Annotated in this window: 14 protein-coding genes; 7 read left to right on the top strand and 7 right to left on the bottom strand. The window is 70.6% G+C overall.

What is annotated here, in order from left to right; translation table 11 throughout:
• Nucleotides 1-32 precede the first annotated feature (32 nt).
• The 4 genes from ACH4TV_RS42235 to ACH4TV_RS42220 all read left to right on the top strand — a co-directional run bounded on the left by ACH4TV_RS42235 (nt 33) and on the right by ACH4TV_RS42220 (nt 3,756).
• Complete coding sequence (locus ACH4TV_RS42235; protein ID WP_398406698.1) at nt 33-1,529, top strand: helix-turn-helix domain-containing protein; 1,497 nt, start codon at nt 33-35, stop codon at nt 1,527-1,529.
• Between the two features lie 263 nt (nt 1,530-1,792).
• Complete coding sequence (locus tag ACH4TV_RS42230; RefSeq protein WP_398406697.1) at nt 1,793-2,167, top strand: DUF6479 family protein; 375 nt, start codon at nt 1,793-1,795, stop codon at nt 2,165-2,167.
• Nucleotides 2,168-2,213: 46 nt separating this feature from the next.
• Nucleotides 2,214-3,032 (top strand): methyltransferase domain-containing protein, encoded by an 819-nt coding sequence (locus ACH4TV_RS42225; protein WP_398406696.1) that lies wholly within the window; start codon nt 2,214-2,216, stop codon nt 3,030-3,032.
• A gap of 94 nt (nt 3,033-3,126) precedes the next feature.
• Entirely contained in the window at nt 3,127-3,756 is a 630-nt protein-coding gene (locus tag ACH4TV_RS42220) for a DUF6629 family protein (protein WP_398406743.1), read from the top strand.
• Between the two features lie 33 nt (nt 3,757-3,789).
• On the opposite strand, the gene ACH4TV_RS42215 is transcribed toward ACH4TV_RS42220, so the two are convergent.
• Nucleotides 3,790-5,391, bottom strand: coding sequence for a cation acetate symporter (locus tag ACH4TV_RS42215; protein WP_398406742.1), 1,602 nt, complete (start codon nt 5,389-5,391; stop codon nt 3,790-3,792).
• Nucleotides 5,388-5,717 (bottom strand): DUF485 domain-containing protein, encoded by a 330-nt coding sequence (locus ACH4TV_RS42210; protein ID WP_398406695.1) that lies wholly within the window; start codon nt 5,715-5,717, stop codon nt 5,388-5,390. The genes ACH4TV_RS42215 and ACH4TV_RS42210 overlap by 4 nt, the downstream gene beginning before the upstream one ends.
• 539 nt (nt 5,718-6,256) lie before the next feature.
• Between ACH4TV_RS42210 and ACH4TV_RS42205 the strand changes: the two genes are divergently transcribed.
• Nucleotides 6,257-6,556, top strand: coding sequence for a DUF1232 domain-containing protein (locus tag ACH4TV_RS42205; RefSeq protein ID WP_398406694.1), 300 nt, complete (start codon nt 6,257-6,259; stop codon nt 6,554-6,556).
• Between the two features lie 85 nt (nt 6,557-6,641).
• On the opposite strand, the gene ACH4TV_RS42200 is transcribed toward ACH4TV_RS42205, so the two are convergent.
• Nucleotides 6,642-8,006, bottom strand: coding sequence for an FAD-dependent oxidoreductase (locus ACH4TV_RS42200; protein WP_398406741.1), 1,365 nt, complete (start codon nt 8,004-8,006; stop codon nt 6,642-6,644).
• Nucleotides 8,007-8,194: 188 nt separating this feature from the next.
• On the opposite strand from ACH4TV_RS42200, the gene ACH4TV_RS42195 reads away from it, so the two are divergent.
• Nucleotides 8,195-8,461 carry a hypothetical protein gene (locus ACH4TV_RS42195; RefSeq protein WP_398406693.1) on the top strand — a complete coding sequence of 89 codons (267 nt, stop codon included), beginning with the start codon at nt 8,195-8,197 and terminating at the stop codon, nt 8,459-8,461.
• A gap of 28 nt (nt 8,462-8,489) precedes the next feature.
• Here ACH4TV_RS42195 and ACH4TV_RS42190 read toward each other — a convergent pair whose 3' ends face one another.
• Complete coding sequence (locus ACH4TV_RS42190; RefSeq protein ID WP_398406692.1) at nt 8,490-8,771, bottom strand: zinc-ribbon domain-containing protein; 282 nt, start codon at nt 8,769-8,771, stop codon at nt 8,490-8,492.
• Between the two features lie 99 nt (nt 8,772-8,870).
• Entirely contained in the window at nt 8,871-9,728 is an 858-nt protein-coding gene (locus tag ACH4TV_RS42185) for an aldo/keto reductase (protein WP_398406691.1), read from the bottom strand.
• 267 nt (nt 9,729-9,995) lie between these two features.
• On the opposite strand from ACH4TV_RS42185, the gene ACH4TV_RS42180 reads away from it, so the two are divergent.
• Entirely contained in the window at nt 9,996-10,832 is an 837-nt protein-coding gene (locus ACH4TV_RS42180) for a DUF4394 domain-containing protein (RefSeq protein WP_398406690.1), read from the top strand.
• 35 nt (nt 10,833-10,867) lie between these two features.
• Here the strand turns inward: ACH4TV_RS42180 and ACH4TV_RS42175 are convergent, their stop codons facing one another.
• Both ACH4TV_RS42175 and ACH4TV_RS42170 read right to left on the bottom strand, forming a co-directional pair.
• The gene (locus ACH4TV_RS42175; protein ID WP_398406689.1) at nt 10,868-13,927 is read right to left on the bottom strand and encodes an AfsR/SARP family transcriptional regulator; all 3,060 of its coding nucleotides are present in this window, start codon (nt 13,925-13,927) and stop codon (nt 10,868-10,870) included.
• A 123-nt stretch (nt 13,928-14,050) separates the two neighbouring features.
• Nucleotides 14,051-14,920, bottom strand: a complete 870-nt coding sequence (locus ACH4TV_RS42170) for an alpha/beta fold hydrolase (protein WP_398406688.1) — start codon at nt 14,918-14,920, stop codon at nt 14,051-14,053.
• Nucleotides 14,921-14,981: the final 61 nt, after the last annotated feature.

The raw sequence follows: 14,981 nt of genomic DNA, 5'->3' as shown, positions 1-14,981 counted from the left end.
GCGGTGTGAACGTGATGGACCAGGGAGCTGCCGTGCCGGGCAGCAGGACCGCCCCCACGTGGGTGGACGAACTCCTCGACCACCTGCGGCCGGGCGCGCGCGACCTCGGCCGGGTGGCCGAGTGGCTCGCCGGCGCCGTCGAGGCGGAGGTGTCCCTCCAGGACCCGGTCGGCACCCTCCTCGCCGGTACCCGGCTGCTCGCCGACGATGATCTGGTGACGGAGGTGGCCACCGGCCGGATCGCTTCCGCCGCGGTGCACACACGAGGACGCCATGTCCGGCTGGCCGGACTCGGACATCCCGTCACCAAGGGCGTGCTCGCGGTGGCCAGGACCGAACCCTTCGACCAGCGCGCCGCGGAGATCGTCGCCCGCACCGTCTGGGTACTCGAACTGCTCCTGCGGGAACGCGAGACGATCAGCGCCGCTCACCGGCTCGGCCGGGCGACCTCCGACCTCAAGCTGGCCATCCTCCAGCTGCTGATGGTGGCCGACATCATCGCGGCCCGCCGGGTGGCCGCCGGTCTCTGGCCCGGCCTGTTGGACACCGACACCGCCTGCGTCTATGTCCTGGAAGGCCACTCCGCGCAACGGGACGACCTCGCCGAGGACTGCCAGGCGGCGGCGGAGGGACACGCCCTCATCGTCCGCTGCCCGGCCGTGGACGAGCACCTGATCGTCGTGGCGCCCGTCGACCGGGGCCAGGAGAGGGCAGGTGAGGAACTGCGCGCCCTCGTCGGCCGGCGTCCCGGCACGTTCATCGGCGGCAGCGCCCGGCAGAGTCTGGCCCAGACCGCCACGGCGTACGGACAGGCCATCAGTGCCCTCGCCGTGGCCCGCTTCCGCCCGGACCGGGCCGCCGTGTACGCCGAACGCACCCACCCCGAGCGGCTGATGAACCCGGCGGCGCTGCGCGGCTGGTCGGACCGGCTGCTGCGCCCGCTCGACGACCTGCGCCACCACACCCGCGCCGAACTCCTCGCCACCACCCGTCTCGGCTTCGAGTTCACCGCAGTCAAGACGGCGATCATTCTCGGCGTCAGCCGCAACACCGTGCGCGCCCGGATGGAGCGCCTGGAAGGCCTGCTCGACGCCGACTTCTCGGACCTCACCACCCGCGCCGCCGTCCAACTGGCCCTGAACACCGAGGCGGCGGCCCCGGAAGGACCGCGCCCGCCCGCGCCCCCGCCGGCCGGACTGAGCGAACTGCTGCGCACGGAACCGCTCCGCGCCTGGGCGGACAGCCTCCTCGGCCGTCTCACCACCGACACGCGGGACCTGCGGCGGACGGTCCGTACCTGGATAGCCGCCGGCGGCAACGCGGAACGCACCGCGCACATGCTCGGCATCCACGCGCAGACCGTGCGCGACCACGTACGCGGCGCGGAACCCGTCCTCGAACGCCAGCTTCTCGCCGGCGGCAGCGACCTGTACGAGGTGGTCCTCGCCCATCTGGCGCTCGGCGACCTCGACGAACCCGCCGTCGGGCGGGCGAAGCGGGACCATCCGGACGTGACTGTGCACGAGTGAGTCCTCCGTGCACGCGAGAGGGCATTGGCGAGATACACACCCTGCATCCACGCGCGTAGGTTCATCTGGACGCCGGTGCTCCGGTACGTGCACCTCCCCAAAAGGTGTGCCGGAGCGTCGGCGCCCACGACGTGGCGCCTGGCCGGAATCCGGCCTCGGGGCCCGCGGGCGCGGGGGCGTGGCCGGCACGGGGGTGCGGCCGTGTCCCCGCACCCGCGCCGTTCGCCGCGAGTATCCGGCCGGTTCGTGGGAACTCGGCGGCCATGAACACGGCAGACGCAGGACAGGTACTCGCCGCGTCGAGCGACGTACTCAATGTGATCGCCGCCTTCGCGGGCGGCCTGATCGTCTCGGGCCTGCTGATCTGGGCCGTCCGGTTCGGAATGACGGTGCGCCGGGCGGAATCGGATCCACCCAGGCCCGAGGAGCAGCCCAGGCTGCCGGAGTCCGGGCCGGTGCACGAGGAGCGGGAGAGGCGCGAGCCCGACGAGGTGCCGCACGCCTCACAGGAGAGCGAGCGGCTCATGCCGCACAACCTCCACTCCTCCGGAACGAAACGCGGCGAGGACCAGAGCCGCCCGCGCTGGACCCCCGGCAACAGCGGTTCCTTCGGCAGCGGGGGATCGGGCAGGACCTGACGTTTTCCGGTGGCCGGCGGGGAAACAGGCCCATACGCTGGGCCGTATGGGGGACACACGGCCTACGTCGGATTTCCACGCGCGCAACTTCTCCACCGCGGACCTGGCGAGGATGGTGGCGGCCCTGGACACGCAGGACGCGGCCCAGGGCGTACGACGGTTGCGCGCCTGGACGCAGACCGCGCTGGACCCGCGTCCGGGTGAGCGCGTGATCGACGTGGGAAGCGGCACCGGATCACAGACCCTGGCCCTGGCGGCGGCCGTCGCCCCGTCCGGCGAGGCCCTGGGCGTCGAGGCGAACCCGGCCCTGCGGGAGGTGGCCGAGCAGCGGGCGGCGGCGGCCGGCAGCCCGGCCCGTTTCCTGGACGGCGACGCGCTCGCCCTCCCGGTGCCCGATGCCACGGTCGACGTGGTCTGGTGCGAACGGGTCCTGCAACACCTCTCCGAACCGGACAAGGCCGTCGGCGAGATCGCGCGGGTGCTGCGCCCCGGCGGGCGCGTGGCGCTCCTCGACTCGGACTGGGGCACCGCCCTCCTGCACCCCGGCGACCCCGAAGCGGTGGCCGCGCTCACGGCGGGAGTCCTGAGCGTGGCGGCCAACCCGTACTCCGGACGCCGGCTCGCCGGCCAGCTGACCGGCGCGGGGCTGGTGATCGACGACCAGGGTTCGCAGGCGCTGATCCAGGACAACACGACGGTGGCCTGGCCACTGGTCCACATGCTGGGCGACTCGACCGTACGGCGCGGACTGATGACCGAGGCGCAGCGCGACCGCCTCTACGCGGACCTCGCCGAGGCGGCGGAGCACGGCGCACTGCACATGTCGGTGACGATGTTCGCCGTGGTGGCACACCGCCCCGCCTGACCGGCGCTCCGCCGCAGGCCCGGCGCGCGGGCCGAGTCGTACCGTGATCCGCTGTGAGACCGAGGCGTGCGACGACGGATCCTGTGGCGGCGTGATGTGCTGGAGTGCGACGGCGGATCTGGTGGCGGGCGTGGGCATCGCCACCGTGGGCGTGGCGAGCGTGACCAGTGTGACGCGGGCGGGCCGAGGCCGTGATCTGCCGCTGGCCGCGCTGCCGTTGCTCCTGGGGGCCCACCAGGTCGTCGAGTCCCTGGTCTGGCGGGCGGACGGCGGAACGGGCCCCGCGACCCTGGCCTGGGCCTTCATCGCCCTCCCGGTGCTGGCCCTCTGGGTACCGGCGGCCGTCCTGTGCGCGGCCCCGAAGAGAGCGAGGCGCCGCCTGCTGGCGCCGCTGGCGATCGGCATCGCGACGAGCACGGCCCTCGCGTACAACCTGTCGCGTCACCCGGTCGGCGCTGACATCCGCGGCCGCACGGTCGGGTACGGCGTCGACCTCTCCCACGCCGGACTGCTCATCGCCGGGTATCTGCTCGCCACGGTCGGTTCCCTGCTCCTCTCCGGCGACCGCCGGCTGCTGTTGTTCGGGATCCTGGCCGGCGCGGGCGCACCGGTGTGCTGGGTGCTGTGGCGACTGGAGTTCGTGTCGACGTGGTGCGCGCTCGCCGCGCTGTGCTCCCTGGTCCTGCTGGACTGGGCGCGCGGACGCCCGGTCCCACGCCCATGACGTGGGACCGGACCCCGGACGCCGGGAACGTACTCACTGCTCGGCGTTGGCTCCGATGAGTGCGCGGACCTCGAACTCCTCGTACGCCGCGGTTTCCTGACGAGGGGCGAGGACGGTGCCGAGCCAGCCGAGGAAGAATCCGGCAGGGATGGAGACGATGCCGGGATTCTGCAACGGGAACCAGGCGAAATCCGCCGACGGATAGATGGAGGAGGCGGTGGAGGAGACCACCGGCGAGAACACGACCAGGAGCACCGAGCAGACCAGGCCCCCGCACAGGCTGAGCAGCGCGCCCCGGGAGTTGAAGCGCCGCCAGAACAGGCTGTAGAGGAGCGTGGGCAGCAGGGCGGACGCGGCGATGGCGAAGGCGAGGAAGGCCAGCGTCGACACGTTGGTCTCCCACGACAGGAGGGCCAGCGCCATCCCCAGCACGCCGATGAGGACCGCGGACAGCCGGGCCACGCCCAGCTCCTCGGCCTGCGTGGCGCGCCCCTTGCGGATGACCTCGCCGTACAGGTCGTGGGCGAGGGACGAGGCCGCGGCGAGGGTGAGCCCGGCCGCCACCGCGAGGAGCGTGACGAAGGCGAGGCAGGACAGCAGCGCGGTGAGCACCCCGCCGCCGATGTTCTGCGCGAGCAGCAGGACGGCCGCGTCGCCCTTCGGGTCGGTGTCGACGATGGACTCGCGGCCCACGAGGGCGGTGGCGCCGAGGCCGAGGATGCCCGCGGCCAGACAGACGAAGCCGACCAGACCCGCCGCCCACACGACCGACGAGCGCAGGACGTTGGTGGAGCGCGGGGCGAGCAGCCGCATCATGACGTGGGGGAGCGCGGCGAGACCGAGGACGATGGCCAACTGGAGGCTGAGGAAGTCGAGTTTGCTGGTGGTGCTGCCGCCGTAGCGCAGACCCGGTTCGAGGAACCGCTGGCCGATGCCGCTGTTCTGGGTGGCGGCCTCCAGGAGCGCGTTGACGTTCCAGTCGAAGCGGTTCAGCACCATGACGGCCGTGACGGCGACACCGGCGATGAGCATCACGGCCTTGACGACCTGGATGAAGGTCGCGCCGGGCATACCGCCGAGCGAGGCGTACACGATCACGATGGTGCCGATGAGGACAACGCACAACGTACGGGTGGTGGTGCTGGGCACGCCGGTGAACTGGGTCAACAGCGCGACACTGCCCACGAGTTGGGCCACCAGGTAGAGCGTGCAGATGGCCAGCGTGCAGATCGACAGCGCGAGCCGGACCGACCGCTTCCCGCTCGGCAGCCGCAACGCCAGAGTGTCGCCAAGGGTGAACTTGCCGGAGTTGCGCAGTGGTTCGGCGATCACCAGGAGCACCATCATCCAGGCGACCGTGGTGCCACCCAGGTACAGCAGCCCGTCGTAGCCGGTGAGGGCGACCAGCCCGGTACTGCCCAGCAGGGTCGCGGCCGACAGATAGTCCCCGCACATCGCCAGCCCGTTGCGCAGGGGCGACATCTCCCGGTTGCCGAGGTAGAACTCGCCGACCTCGTCGCGCTGCGGGGCGATCAGCAGCGCTGCGAACAACGTGACCACGACGACCGACAGGAAGAGCACGAAGGTCAACTGCCGGCTGAACGGGTCGACAACACCGGCACCGATGGTCGTCACCACGTGCGGTACTCCCTCTCGGCCCGCGGGCGGAATCCGGTCTGCTCGGCCGCACGGTGGTGATCGGGCCGGCGCTGCTCCAACTGGGCGCGCAGCCCCCGGGCGACCGGATCGAATCGGGTGCGCATCCGCCGTACATACCGCCAGGCGGTCACACCCATCAGCACGAACTGCCCCAGTCCGAGCGCCAGTCCGAGCGTCAGATGGCCGGCCAGCGGCTGATTCATGACGGAGGGCGCGAAGTTCGACAGCAGGACGTACAGCAGGAATCCGCCGACGGCGAGAACCGTCGACGCCGCGGCGAAGCGGCGGTACTCCTTGCGCAATGACTGAAATTCAGGATGGCTGTGTATCGCCTGGCCCGGTGTGGGTTCGGTGAATGATGGGTTATATGCGGGCGGCCCGTCCGGGCGGGTGAAATATCTGGACATAAACGCACCTTCTTTGCTGCATTATGTCGTGCGCTCTTGTGCGGACTTGGTAAGGGAATCGTGAATCCGGACGTTTCTCCGAGTGAATTCCGGAGCGGAGCATCGGGGGGTTTTGTGTCCACTCCGGTGGCCCCGTCGGGGGTGGCGACGGGTCAGGAAGCGGATTATGGCAGCGGCACTCCGGAACAATCAACCGGCTGTGAATTGCTGTCGGTCCCTGGCTCGTTCCTGCTCTCCGAGATCACTTTGCTCCCCGGCGCAACCTGCGGAAATTCGCCGCACCGGGATAAGGTCCGTACTATCCGCTCGCCCCGAGCTGTCTCAAATGCGCTGTCCGTGCGAGGCGTGTGCGGTGCGGTCGCGGCGTGGAGACGCGGTGAAGGGGAAGTCGAAGTGCGAGAGCGAAGCGTTGTACGGGCAGGCGGGGAGGGGCAGTGGATTCCACGACGACAGTGATCCTGGTCATCGCGGTCCTGGCGGCAGTCGCGCTGGCCGTGGCCGGCACCCTGCTCGTGCGGCTGGTGCGTACCCGCCGGGACCTGCGCCGTGCGGGCCTGCCGACGGGTCCGCGCTGGGTCTTCTGGGGAGCGGTCCTCTACCTGGTGCTCCCGACCGACCTCATGCCCGACCCCGTCTATCTGGACGACATCGGCGTACTCCTGCTGGCCCTGCGCACCCTGCGCGCGCAGACGCCAGGGGACGCGGGCGCAGGCGGCCCGGACAAACTCGGATGACGGCTTCGAACGGCCGAAAACAGACGAAGGCTCGGCCTGCGGGACATCGCGGGCCGAGCCGTCGTTGCTGCTACTGCGTCAGTGCTTATGCCTCGCTGGCCCGGAGCATGTCCTCGCGCTCGACGAGCTTGACGCGCTCGCGGCCCTGGGGTTCACCCAGCGCCTTCTCCGCGGCGTCCAGCCGGTACCAGCCCTCCCATGTGGTGAAGCGGACGTCCCGCTCGCCGAGGAAGGCGTCCACCGCTTCCGGGGCGGGCGAGGCGGGCGTGAGGAGGCGGCCGTTGGCGTGGTCGTCCAGCAGATTGGCGACCGTCTCGTTGGCGTCGCCCTTCGTGTGCCCGATCAGCCCGACGGGGCCGCGCCGGATCCAGCCGGTGACGTACGTCGACGCGAGGTGCTCGCCGGTCTCCTGGATCACCCGTCCGCCCTCGTCCGGGACGGTGCCCGACTCGACGTCCCAGGGCAGCTTGGGCAGCTTGTCGGACAGGTAGCCCACCGCGCGGTAGACCGCGCCGAGGTCCCAGTCCTTGAACTCGCCGGTGCCCTTCACGTTGCCGGTGCCGTCGAGAGCGGTCCGTTCCGTCCGCAGACCGACGACCTTGCCGTCCTCGCCGAGGATCTCGGTCGGCGACTCGAAGAAGTGCAGGAACAGCTTGTGCGGCCGGTCACCGATGTCGCGGATGGCCCAGTTCTCGAGCGTCTTGGCGACCATGTCGGCCTGCTTGTTGCCGCGCCGGGTCGCGATCGAGCCGTCGTCGTAGTCGATGTCCTCGGGGTCGACGATGACCTCGATGGTGGGGGAGTGGTCCAGCTCGCGCAGCTCCAGCGGGCTGAACTTGGCCTGCGCCGGGCCGCGGCGGCCGAAGACGTGGACCTCCAGGGCCTTGTTTACCTTGAGCCCGTCGTGGACGTTCGGCGGGATCTCTGTCGGCAGCAGTTCGTCCGCCGTCTTGGCGAGAATGCGCGCCACGTCGAGCGCGACGTTGCCGACCCCGAGAACCGCGACCTTCTGCGCATCGAGGGGCCACGTACGCGGCACATCCGGATGCCCGTCGTACCAGGACACGAAGTCCGCGGCACCGTACGAGCCGTCCAGCTCGACGCCGGCTATGTCGAGCGCCCGGTCGGCCGTGGCCCCCGTGGAGAAGATCACCGCGTCGTAGAAGGCGCGCAGGTCGTCCAGATTGATGTCGCCCGGGTAGTCGACATTGCCGAAGAGACGGACCTGCGGTTTGTCGAGCACCTGGTGCAGGGCCGTGACGATGCCCTTGATGCGCGGGTGGTCGGGGGCGACGCCGTACCGGATCAGACCGAACGGGGCCGGCATCCGCTCGAAGAGGTCGATGGACACACCGGGCTCGGCCGCCACTGCGGATTTCAGCAAGGCGTCGGCTGCGTAGATCCCGGCGGGGCCGGCTCCGACAATAGCCACCCGCAGAGGGCGAGGCATGATCAGGTTCCCTTCGAGCGATGACAAGAGATCTTCGAAGGAAGCCTAAACTAAGGCAAGCCTAAGCTAGTACGGGGGTTGGGGTTATGGGGTCATAAGGTGGACTTATGAGCTCTCGGGGCGCACCGGCGCCCTGCCTGCGTCGGTGGGAGTGGCGCGGACCAGCGCGTCCATGGAACGGTGGCGCCATGCCAGCCAATGACTACGACCGGGTGCGCCTCGGTATCGAGGCCATGACCGCATACATTTCCGGCAACGACCTCATGACGACGTACATGACGGAACGTCGCGAGTCCGACGGAAACCTCGATCAGGTGGCGGACGGTTCGACGGCGCTGTGCGCACTGCTGCTCAACCAGCTGGCTCACATGACGGGGAAGTCCGAACCGGAGATCCTCCAGGAGATCGCCCGGGGCCTGAACCGGACGGAGCAGACGGAGGGGAAGGAGCGGTAGCCGTAACGGCTGCGCTCCTCGCCCCTGTTCAGGGCCGGTACGACTGCTGCGGCTTGCCCGACCGGCCGCCGTCGCCGGACCCCTGCGACTGCAACTGCTCCGCCTGCTCCTTGGTCACCTTCTGCTCCGCACCGCAGAAGGTGCACTGCGTCGAGTACTTCGTGGAGAAGGGGAACAGGGGCACGAAGAAGAGAGTGAACTTCGTGACGCGCTTCCTGAGCGCGTGTGCGGAGGGATTGCCGCAGTGGCCGCACACGAGTGTGAGCATCGCGAGCTGGTACAGGTATCCCTTGGTGCCGAAGATGATCATTTTGTGGTTCCCTCCCGGGTCGGTCCGCTGATGATACTGAGCGGATCCTGACGCCGCGGGGAGAGGACGCCCGGCCCGGGCGGGCCGGGCGCCCAGGGGTCAGACGGCGTCCAGCTCGGCCGTCTCCTCGGCAGAGAGCACCAGGTCCACGGCGGCCGCGGAGTCGCGGATGGTCTCCGGGCGGCTGGCACCGGGGATCGGGACGACCACCGGCGACTTGGCGAGCATCCAGGCCAGGCACACGCGCTGCGGGCTCACGCCGTGCGCCGCGGCGACCCGGGCGAAGGGAGCGTACGCCGAACCGAGGTCGCCGGCCCGGGAGATGCCGCCGAGCGGACTCCAGGGCAGGAACGCGATGCCCAGCTCGTCGCACAGTCGAAGCTCCGGTTCGCTGGAGCGGAAGGCCGGGGAGAACTGGTTCTGCACGGAGACCAGACGTCCGCCGAGGATCTCGTTCGCCAGCCGGATCTGGTCCGGGTCGGCGTTGGAGACACCGGCCAGGCGGATCTTCCCCTCGTCCAGCAGCTCCCGGACCGCGCCGACCGACTCCGCGTACGGGACCTTGGGGTCGGGGCGGTGGAACTGGTACAGGCCGATGGCCTCCACGCCCAGGCGGCGCAGGGACGCTTCGCACGCCGCCTTGATGTGGGCGGGGGAGCCGTCCAGGGTCCAACTGCCGTCACCGGGACGCAGATGCCCGCCCTTGGTGGCGACCAGGACGTCCGGGCCGCGCTCATGGGAGGCGAGCGCCTTGGCGATGAGGGTTTCGTTGTGACCGACCTCGTCGGCGTCCCGGTGGTAGGCGTCCGCCGTGTCGATCAGCGTCAGGCCGGCGTCGAGCGCGGCGTGGAGGGTGGCGATAGAACGGGCCTCGTCCGGCCGCCCCTCGATCGACATGGGCATCCCGCCCAGGCCGATCGCGCTGACCTCCACGTCACCGATGCGTCGAGTCTGCATGTGCTCGTGACCTCTTTCGGGTGTTGTGCAGGAGGAAGTGCGCTCCAGCCTTGCTCGCGGACGCCCTGAGGTCCAATTGAGGAAAACGAACGCATTCAGCACCCAGGGCGCTGAATCCCGGGCGCTCGGCCCGGACCGCCGGCCGGTTCAATCACCGTCCAGTGGGTGTCCAGTCCCGCCGCATAGCTTGTGCTCGCCTTTACCGCGCACCAGCTCACCGGGAGGGAACAGCCCATGAAAGCCGGCGTCAGAAAGAGCAGGAAGAGAATGGCCGCGGTCGTCGCGGCCGCGACCGCCGTCGCAGCACTTGTGGTGGGAACCCCGAGCACCAGCTACGCCGCCACGCCCCGTCTGCAGGCGTTCGGGATCTCGCCCGACGGGACGTTGATGTCCTCGTTCTGGACCGACACCCCCGGGACGCTCAACTGGGTCCAGGTCGTCACCGGTCTCATCGGTGACACCAAGCTGGTCGGGATCGACTTCCGCGTGCAGAACGGCCTGATGTACGGGGTCGGGAACCACGGCGGTGTCTACACGATCTCGACTCCGCCGGCGACCTCGAGCGTGGTGGTCACCAAGGTCTCGCAGCTCAGTGTTCCGCTGCAGGGCAACAACTTCGGTGTCGACTTCAACCCCGCGGCCGACCGGCTGCGGATCGTCAGTGACACCAACCAGAACCTGGCGCACAACCTCGCCAACAGCCAGACGGCCACGAACACCCCGCTGACCACGGACGGCGCGTCGACCTCAGGCGTCAGCGCCGTCGCCTACACGAACAACGACCTCAACGGCACCACCGGGACCACGCTGTACGACGTCGGCACGGTCACCGACCAGCTGCTCATCCAGTCGCCGCCCGCCAACGGGCTGCTGGTCGCCAACGGTTCGCTCGGTGTGGACGCCGCCCCCAACGCGGGCTTCGACATCTTCAGCGACCTGTCGGCCGGCAAGACGATCACGGTGACGGGTTTCGCCACGCTCCTCTCGTCGAGCGGCGCGGCGACCTTCTACACCGTCAATCTGTTCACCGGGGAGACCACCAACGTCGGGCAGTTCCCGATCCCCATGGCCGACGTGGCCGTCGCACTCGACCCCACGCCGTGACAGGCACGCCCTGACACGCAGGCCCGCGCGGGGGGTCATGGGCCCGGTGCCGTCGACGCGACGGCCGGCCGGGCCCATGACCGCAGGGCCTGCCGGGCGCGTTCGGCACCGGCACGGGCACGGGCCAACTGGTCGCGCTCGCCGGTGCCGTTCGCGACCGTCACGGCGGTGGAGTGGTGGGTCAGCGCCTCGTCGTACCGGCCGCTGCCGTGGAGCGCCTCGGCCAGGCCGTTGAGCGCGGAGGCTTCACCGTAGCGCTCCCCGTGCTGCCGGAACAGTTCGAGGGCGTGCTGCTGGTAGCCCGCCGCGGCCTCGAACGCGCCCTGCCGAAGCCGGACTTCACCGAGACCGGACAGTGCGTAGGCCTCGCCGCCGTGGTGCCCCAGCTGCCGGTAGAGGGCCAGGGCCTGTTGCTGGTGGTCGGCCGCCTCCTCGTACCGGTGCAGCCGCAGGAGCGCGTTGCCGAGGTGGCAGAGGGTGCGCGCCCGGCCGATCCGGTCGCCGGTCAGTTCGTGCAGGGCGAGGGCCTGCCGCTGGTGGTCGGCGGCCTGCTCGCACCGGCCCAGCCGCAGGAAGGCGTTGCCGAGGTTGGTCAGGGTACGGGCCTGGCCCACCTGGTCGCCGGTCTCCGCGTAGAGGGCGAGGGCCTGCTGATGGTCGCGGGCGGCGTTGTGGAGGCTGCCCAGCCGCCAGTGGACGTTGCCCAGGTTGGACAGCGCTCTGGCCTGGCCCGCGAGGTCCTCGGTACGCCGGTGCAGATCCAGGGCGCGTACGAGGTGGGCCGCGGCCGATTCGGCGTCGGCGAGCCGCCAGTGCACGACACCGAGGTTGGTCAGGGCGTGCGCCTGCCCCCTCAGGTCACCCAGGGTCTCCGCGGCATGGAGGGCATGCCGGTGGACCTCCAGCGCCTCGGTGTGGTGACCGGCGTCGAGATGCCGGAACAGCAGGGCGGCCAGCCGGACGGCGTGCCGGGGGCTGCCGCGGTCCTCGGCGACCGCGCAGACGGTGGCCAGGGCCGGGCGCTCGGCGTCCAGCCAGGCACGCGCCGCGTCCTGGTCGCCGGCGGCGATGAGCGGAGGGACATGGACGTACTCCGTGGCCGCGACCGCGAGCCGGTGGTGCCGCTCTGCGGGGTAGAGGGCGTCCATGGCGGCCGCGGCCGTGCTCACGTAGTGGTCGAAGAGGCGGGTCTGCGCCGCCTGCCGGTCGGTCTCGGAGTCATGGGTGCCGGCCAGGCGGTACGCGTAGGCGCGCAACAGATCGTGCATGCCGTAGCGACCGTACCGGCCCGGCTGGAGCAGGTGGGCCCGGGCCAGGAGGTTCAGCGTCCCGGCGGCCTGGGTGTCGGGGCTGCCGGTGTCCGTCAGGGCCGCGACCGCGTGGGCGTCGGCCTCCGGTCCCGGATGCAGACTCAGCAGACGGAAGGCGCGGGCCACAGGAGCGGGCAGATGCTGGTACGACCAGGAGAACACCGCTTCCACCGCCGCGCGCCGGTCGCCGCCCGCGTCCAGGAGGTCCAGTCGGCGTTGCTGGTCGGCGAGCTCCGCTACCAGGTCACGTAGGGGCAACTCGGGACGGGCGGCGGCCAGTTCGGCCGCGATCCGCAGCGCCAGCGGGAGACGTACGCACTGTTCGGACAAGGTGGTGGCCGACTCCGGCTCGTTGTCGACCCGGGCGCCGACGAGCGTGCGCAGCAGGGCGAGCGCGTCGGGCGGCGGGAGCGGGCCCAGGCCGACACGCCGTGCGCCGTGCAGGGCCACCAGGCCGGTCAGGCTGTCCCGGCTGGTGACGACCACGGAGCAGGACGGCGAGCCGGGCAGCAGCGGTCGCACCTGTTCCTCGGACAGGGCGTTGTCCAGGACCACCAGCATCCGGCGGTTGGCCATTTCTGTGCGGTAGCGGCTCGCGCGGTCGTCCACGTCGAGCGGCACGGCGTCGCCGGGAACACCGAGGACGGTGAGGAAGCGGGTGAGCGCGGCGCCGGGGGACACGGGGTGGTCGGGGTCGTAGCCGCGCAGGTTGACGTAGAGCTGGCCGTCGGGGAAACGGTCGCGCGCCCGGTGCGCCCAGTGGACGGCCAGCGCGGTCTTTCCCACTCCGGCCGTTCCGGACACCACCGAGAGGGCCATCGCCGTCGGGTTGCCCGCACCTCCGGTCAGCAACTGGTCGAGGGCCGACAACTCCGCGTCCCGGCCGGAGAAGTCCGGCACGTCGGCCGGCAACTGTGCCGGTAACCGCGCGGGCGACGCGGGTGACTGAGGGGACGGTTGAGCGGACAGCTGTACGGGCAGTGGCGCGTGGCCGGTGCCGGACAAATCAGCGGTGCGGTGCAGTACGGCGGTGTACGCCCGGGACAGCTCCGGTCCGGGGTCGACGCCGAGCTCGTCGGCCAGCCTGCGGCGGCTGCGCAGATACACGGCGACCGCCCGGTCGCGGCGCCCGACCGCCTCGTACGCCCGGACGAGCCGGGCCTGGGCGTCCTCGTCCAGGGGCTGCGCGGTCGCCGCCTCCTCCAGGAGGGCGAGGACATCGGCGCCCCTGCCCGCGGCCAGCATGGCGTCGCCGTACTGGGCCAGCACGCCCCGTCGTTCACCGGCCAGTGCGACGACTGTCGGGTGGGCGGCGAGTGCGGGCAGATCGGCGAGGGGCGGCTCCTGCCACAGCGCGAGCGCGTCGGACAGCAGCGCCGCAGCCCGCACCCGACCGTCGTCCGCGCCGGCTTCGCCCGTCCCGTCGTCCCGGCGCGCGTTCTCCGCCGCGGCCACCAGGGTCCGGAAGCGCAGCAGGTCGATGGCGTCGTACGGGACGCGCAGCGCGTAGCCGTCACCGAGCCGGGGCAGCACCGTGCTGGCGGCGCGTGGCGGGCGTCCCGGTTCCAGTACGTGGCGCAGGTGCTTGATGTGGGTCTGGATGACGTTCGACGCACTCGCCGGTGGTCGCTCACCCCAGAGGGCGTCCGCCAGTCCCGCGTACGGGAGTTGCTGTCCGCGGGACACGGCGAGCAGCGCGAGGATCGCGCGGCGCTGGGGCGAACCGAGAGCAAGGCGCTCGTCGCCCCGCCAGACGGTCACCGGCCCGAGTACCTGAATGCGCATACGTTCCCCGCTCGCTGCTTCACAACTCCCACACTGTTTCTCTTCTTTACCCCCATCAACGGCATACCCGGAAGGCACATTCCGGCCCAGTGTCATTCAGCTGTCACAAGGTGTGGCTCAGGTTCAGGAGCGGAGGAATGTGAGCGCCCTCGTCACGAATTCATCGGGGTACTGGAAGACTGCCCCGTGCCCGGCATCCCGGTAGAGGGGGACGAGTTCGGCCTTGGGCAGGCGTGCGGCCAGGTCGAGTGTGTTGTGGCTGGGCACCATCCGGTCGTTGTCACCGTTTACCACGAGGACGGGTTGGTGAATGTTCGACAGGTCCGACGGTGCCTGGCGGCCCCATTGCTTGACCGCCTTGAACTGGGCCAGGAGCGACGGCAGCGCGATGTCCTTGCTGCGGTTGTGCGTGCGCTCCTTCAGCCGCTCCAGGAAGGCACGTCCGGCCTGCTGACTGGCCGCGGTTTCGGTGAAGAAGAGGGAGAGCTTGGGATCCCGGCGGGCCAGGCCGGCCTTGAGTGTGGCCTTGACGGCGATCGACGGGACCTTGACGATGCCGGCGCCCCCGGCGGGACCCGTGCCCGCGAGGATGACCTTACGGACGAGGAGGGGTTCCTCTTCCGCGATGACCTGTGCGATGAAGCCGCCCAGCGACAGGCCGAGCAGATCGACCTGTTCGAACCCGAGGGCCCGGACGAACAGCGCGGTGTCGCGAGCCATCGCCTCGATCGTGTCCGGCGTGGAGCCGCTCGATTCCCCCACCCCACGGTTGTCGAACGTGATGACCCGGCGTTGCGCGGCGAGCCCGTCGACGATTCGCGGGTCCCAGTGTTCCAGGGCTCCGGCCATGTGGATCAGGAGGATCAGCGGCACGCCGCCCTCGGGACCGAGTTCCCGGTAGGCGAAGTCAGTGCCGTGCACGGACACGGTCCGGGTCTGCGCGTTCTTGTACGACGACGCCGGGGAGGACGGGGAATTCCGCGGTGTGCTCATGGTCGGATCCTTCTTGCAGGGGGTTTCAGGGCGTGTACTTCTCGTTGCCGCGGGCGGGCGG

Source organism: Streptomyces sp. NPDC020898 (assembly GCF_044333925.1).
In the GTDB taxonomy this organism is placed as follows: domain Bacteria; phylum Actinomycetota; class Actinomycetes; order Streptomycetales; family Streptomycetaceae; genus Streptomyces.
The sequence above is the reverse complement of the archived record's forward strand: the minus strand, read 5'-3'. Positions and strand labels throughout refer to the sequence as shown.

Coding starts and splice junctions, on each gene's coding strand:
- ACH4TV_RS42185 (WP_398406691.1), bottom strand. CDS start 9,728: ATGCAGACTCGACGCATCGGTGACGTGGAGGTCAGCGCGATCGGCCTG.
- ACH4TV_RS42190 (WP_398406692.1), bottom strand. CDS start 8,771: ATGATCATCTTCGGCACCAAGGGATACCTGTACCAGCTCGCGATGCTC.
- ACH4TV_RS42180 (WP_398406690.1), top strand. CDS start 9,996: ATGGCCGCGGTCGTCGCGGCCGCGACCGCCGTCGCAGCACTTGTGGTG.
- ACH4TV_RS42220 (WP_398406743.1), top strand. CDS start 3,127: ATGTGCTGGAGTGCGACGGCGGATCTGGTGGCGGGCGTGGGCATCGCC.
- ACH4TV_RS42200 (WP_398406741.1), bottom strand. CDS start 8,006: ATGCCTCGCCCTCTGCGGGTGGCTATTGTCGGAGCCGGCCCCGCCGGG.
- ACH4TV_RS42170 (WP_398406688.1), bottom strand. CDS start 14,920: ATGAGCACACCGCGGAATTCCCCGTCCTCCCCGGCGTCGTCGTACAAG.
- ACH4TV_RS42195 (WP_398406693.1), top strand. CDS start 8,195: ATGCCAGCCAATGACTACGACCGGGTGCGCCTCGGTATCGAGGCCATG.
- ACH4TV_RS42175 (WP_398406689.1), bottom strand. CDS start 13,927: ATGCGCATTCAGGTACTCGGGCCGGTGACCGTCTGGCGGGGCGACGAG.
- ACH4TV_RS42225 (WP_398406696.1), top strand. CDS start 2,214: ATGGGGGACACACGGCCTACGTCGGATTTCCACGCGCGCAACTTCTCC.
- ACH4TV_RS42230 (WP_398406697.1), top strand. CDS start 1,793: ATGAACACGGCAGACGCAGGACAGGTACTCGCCGCGTCGAGCGACGTA.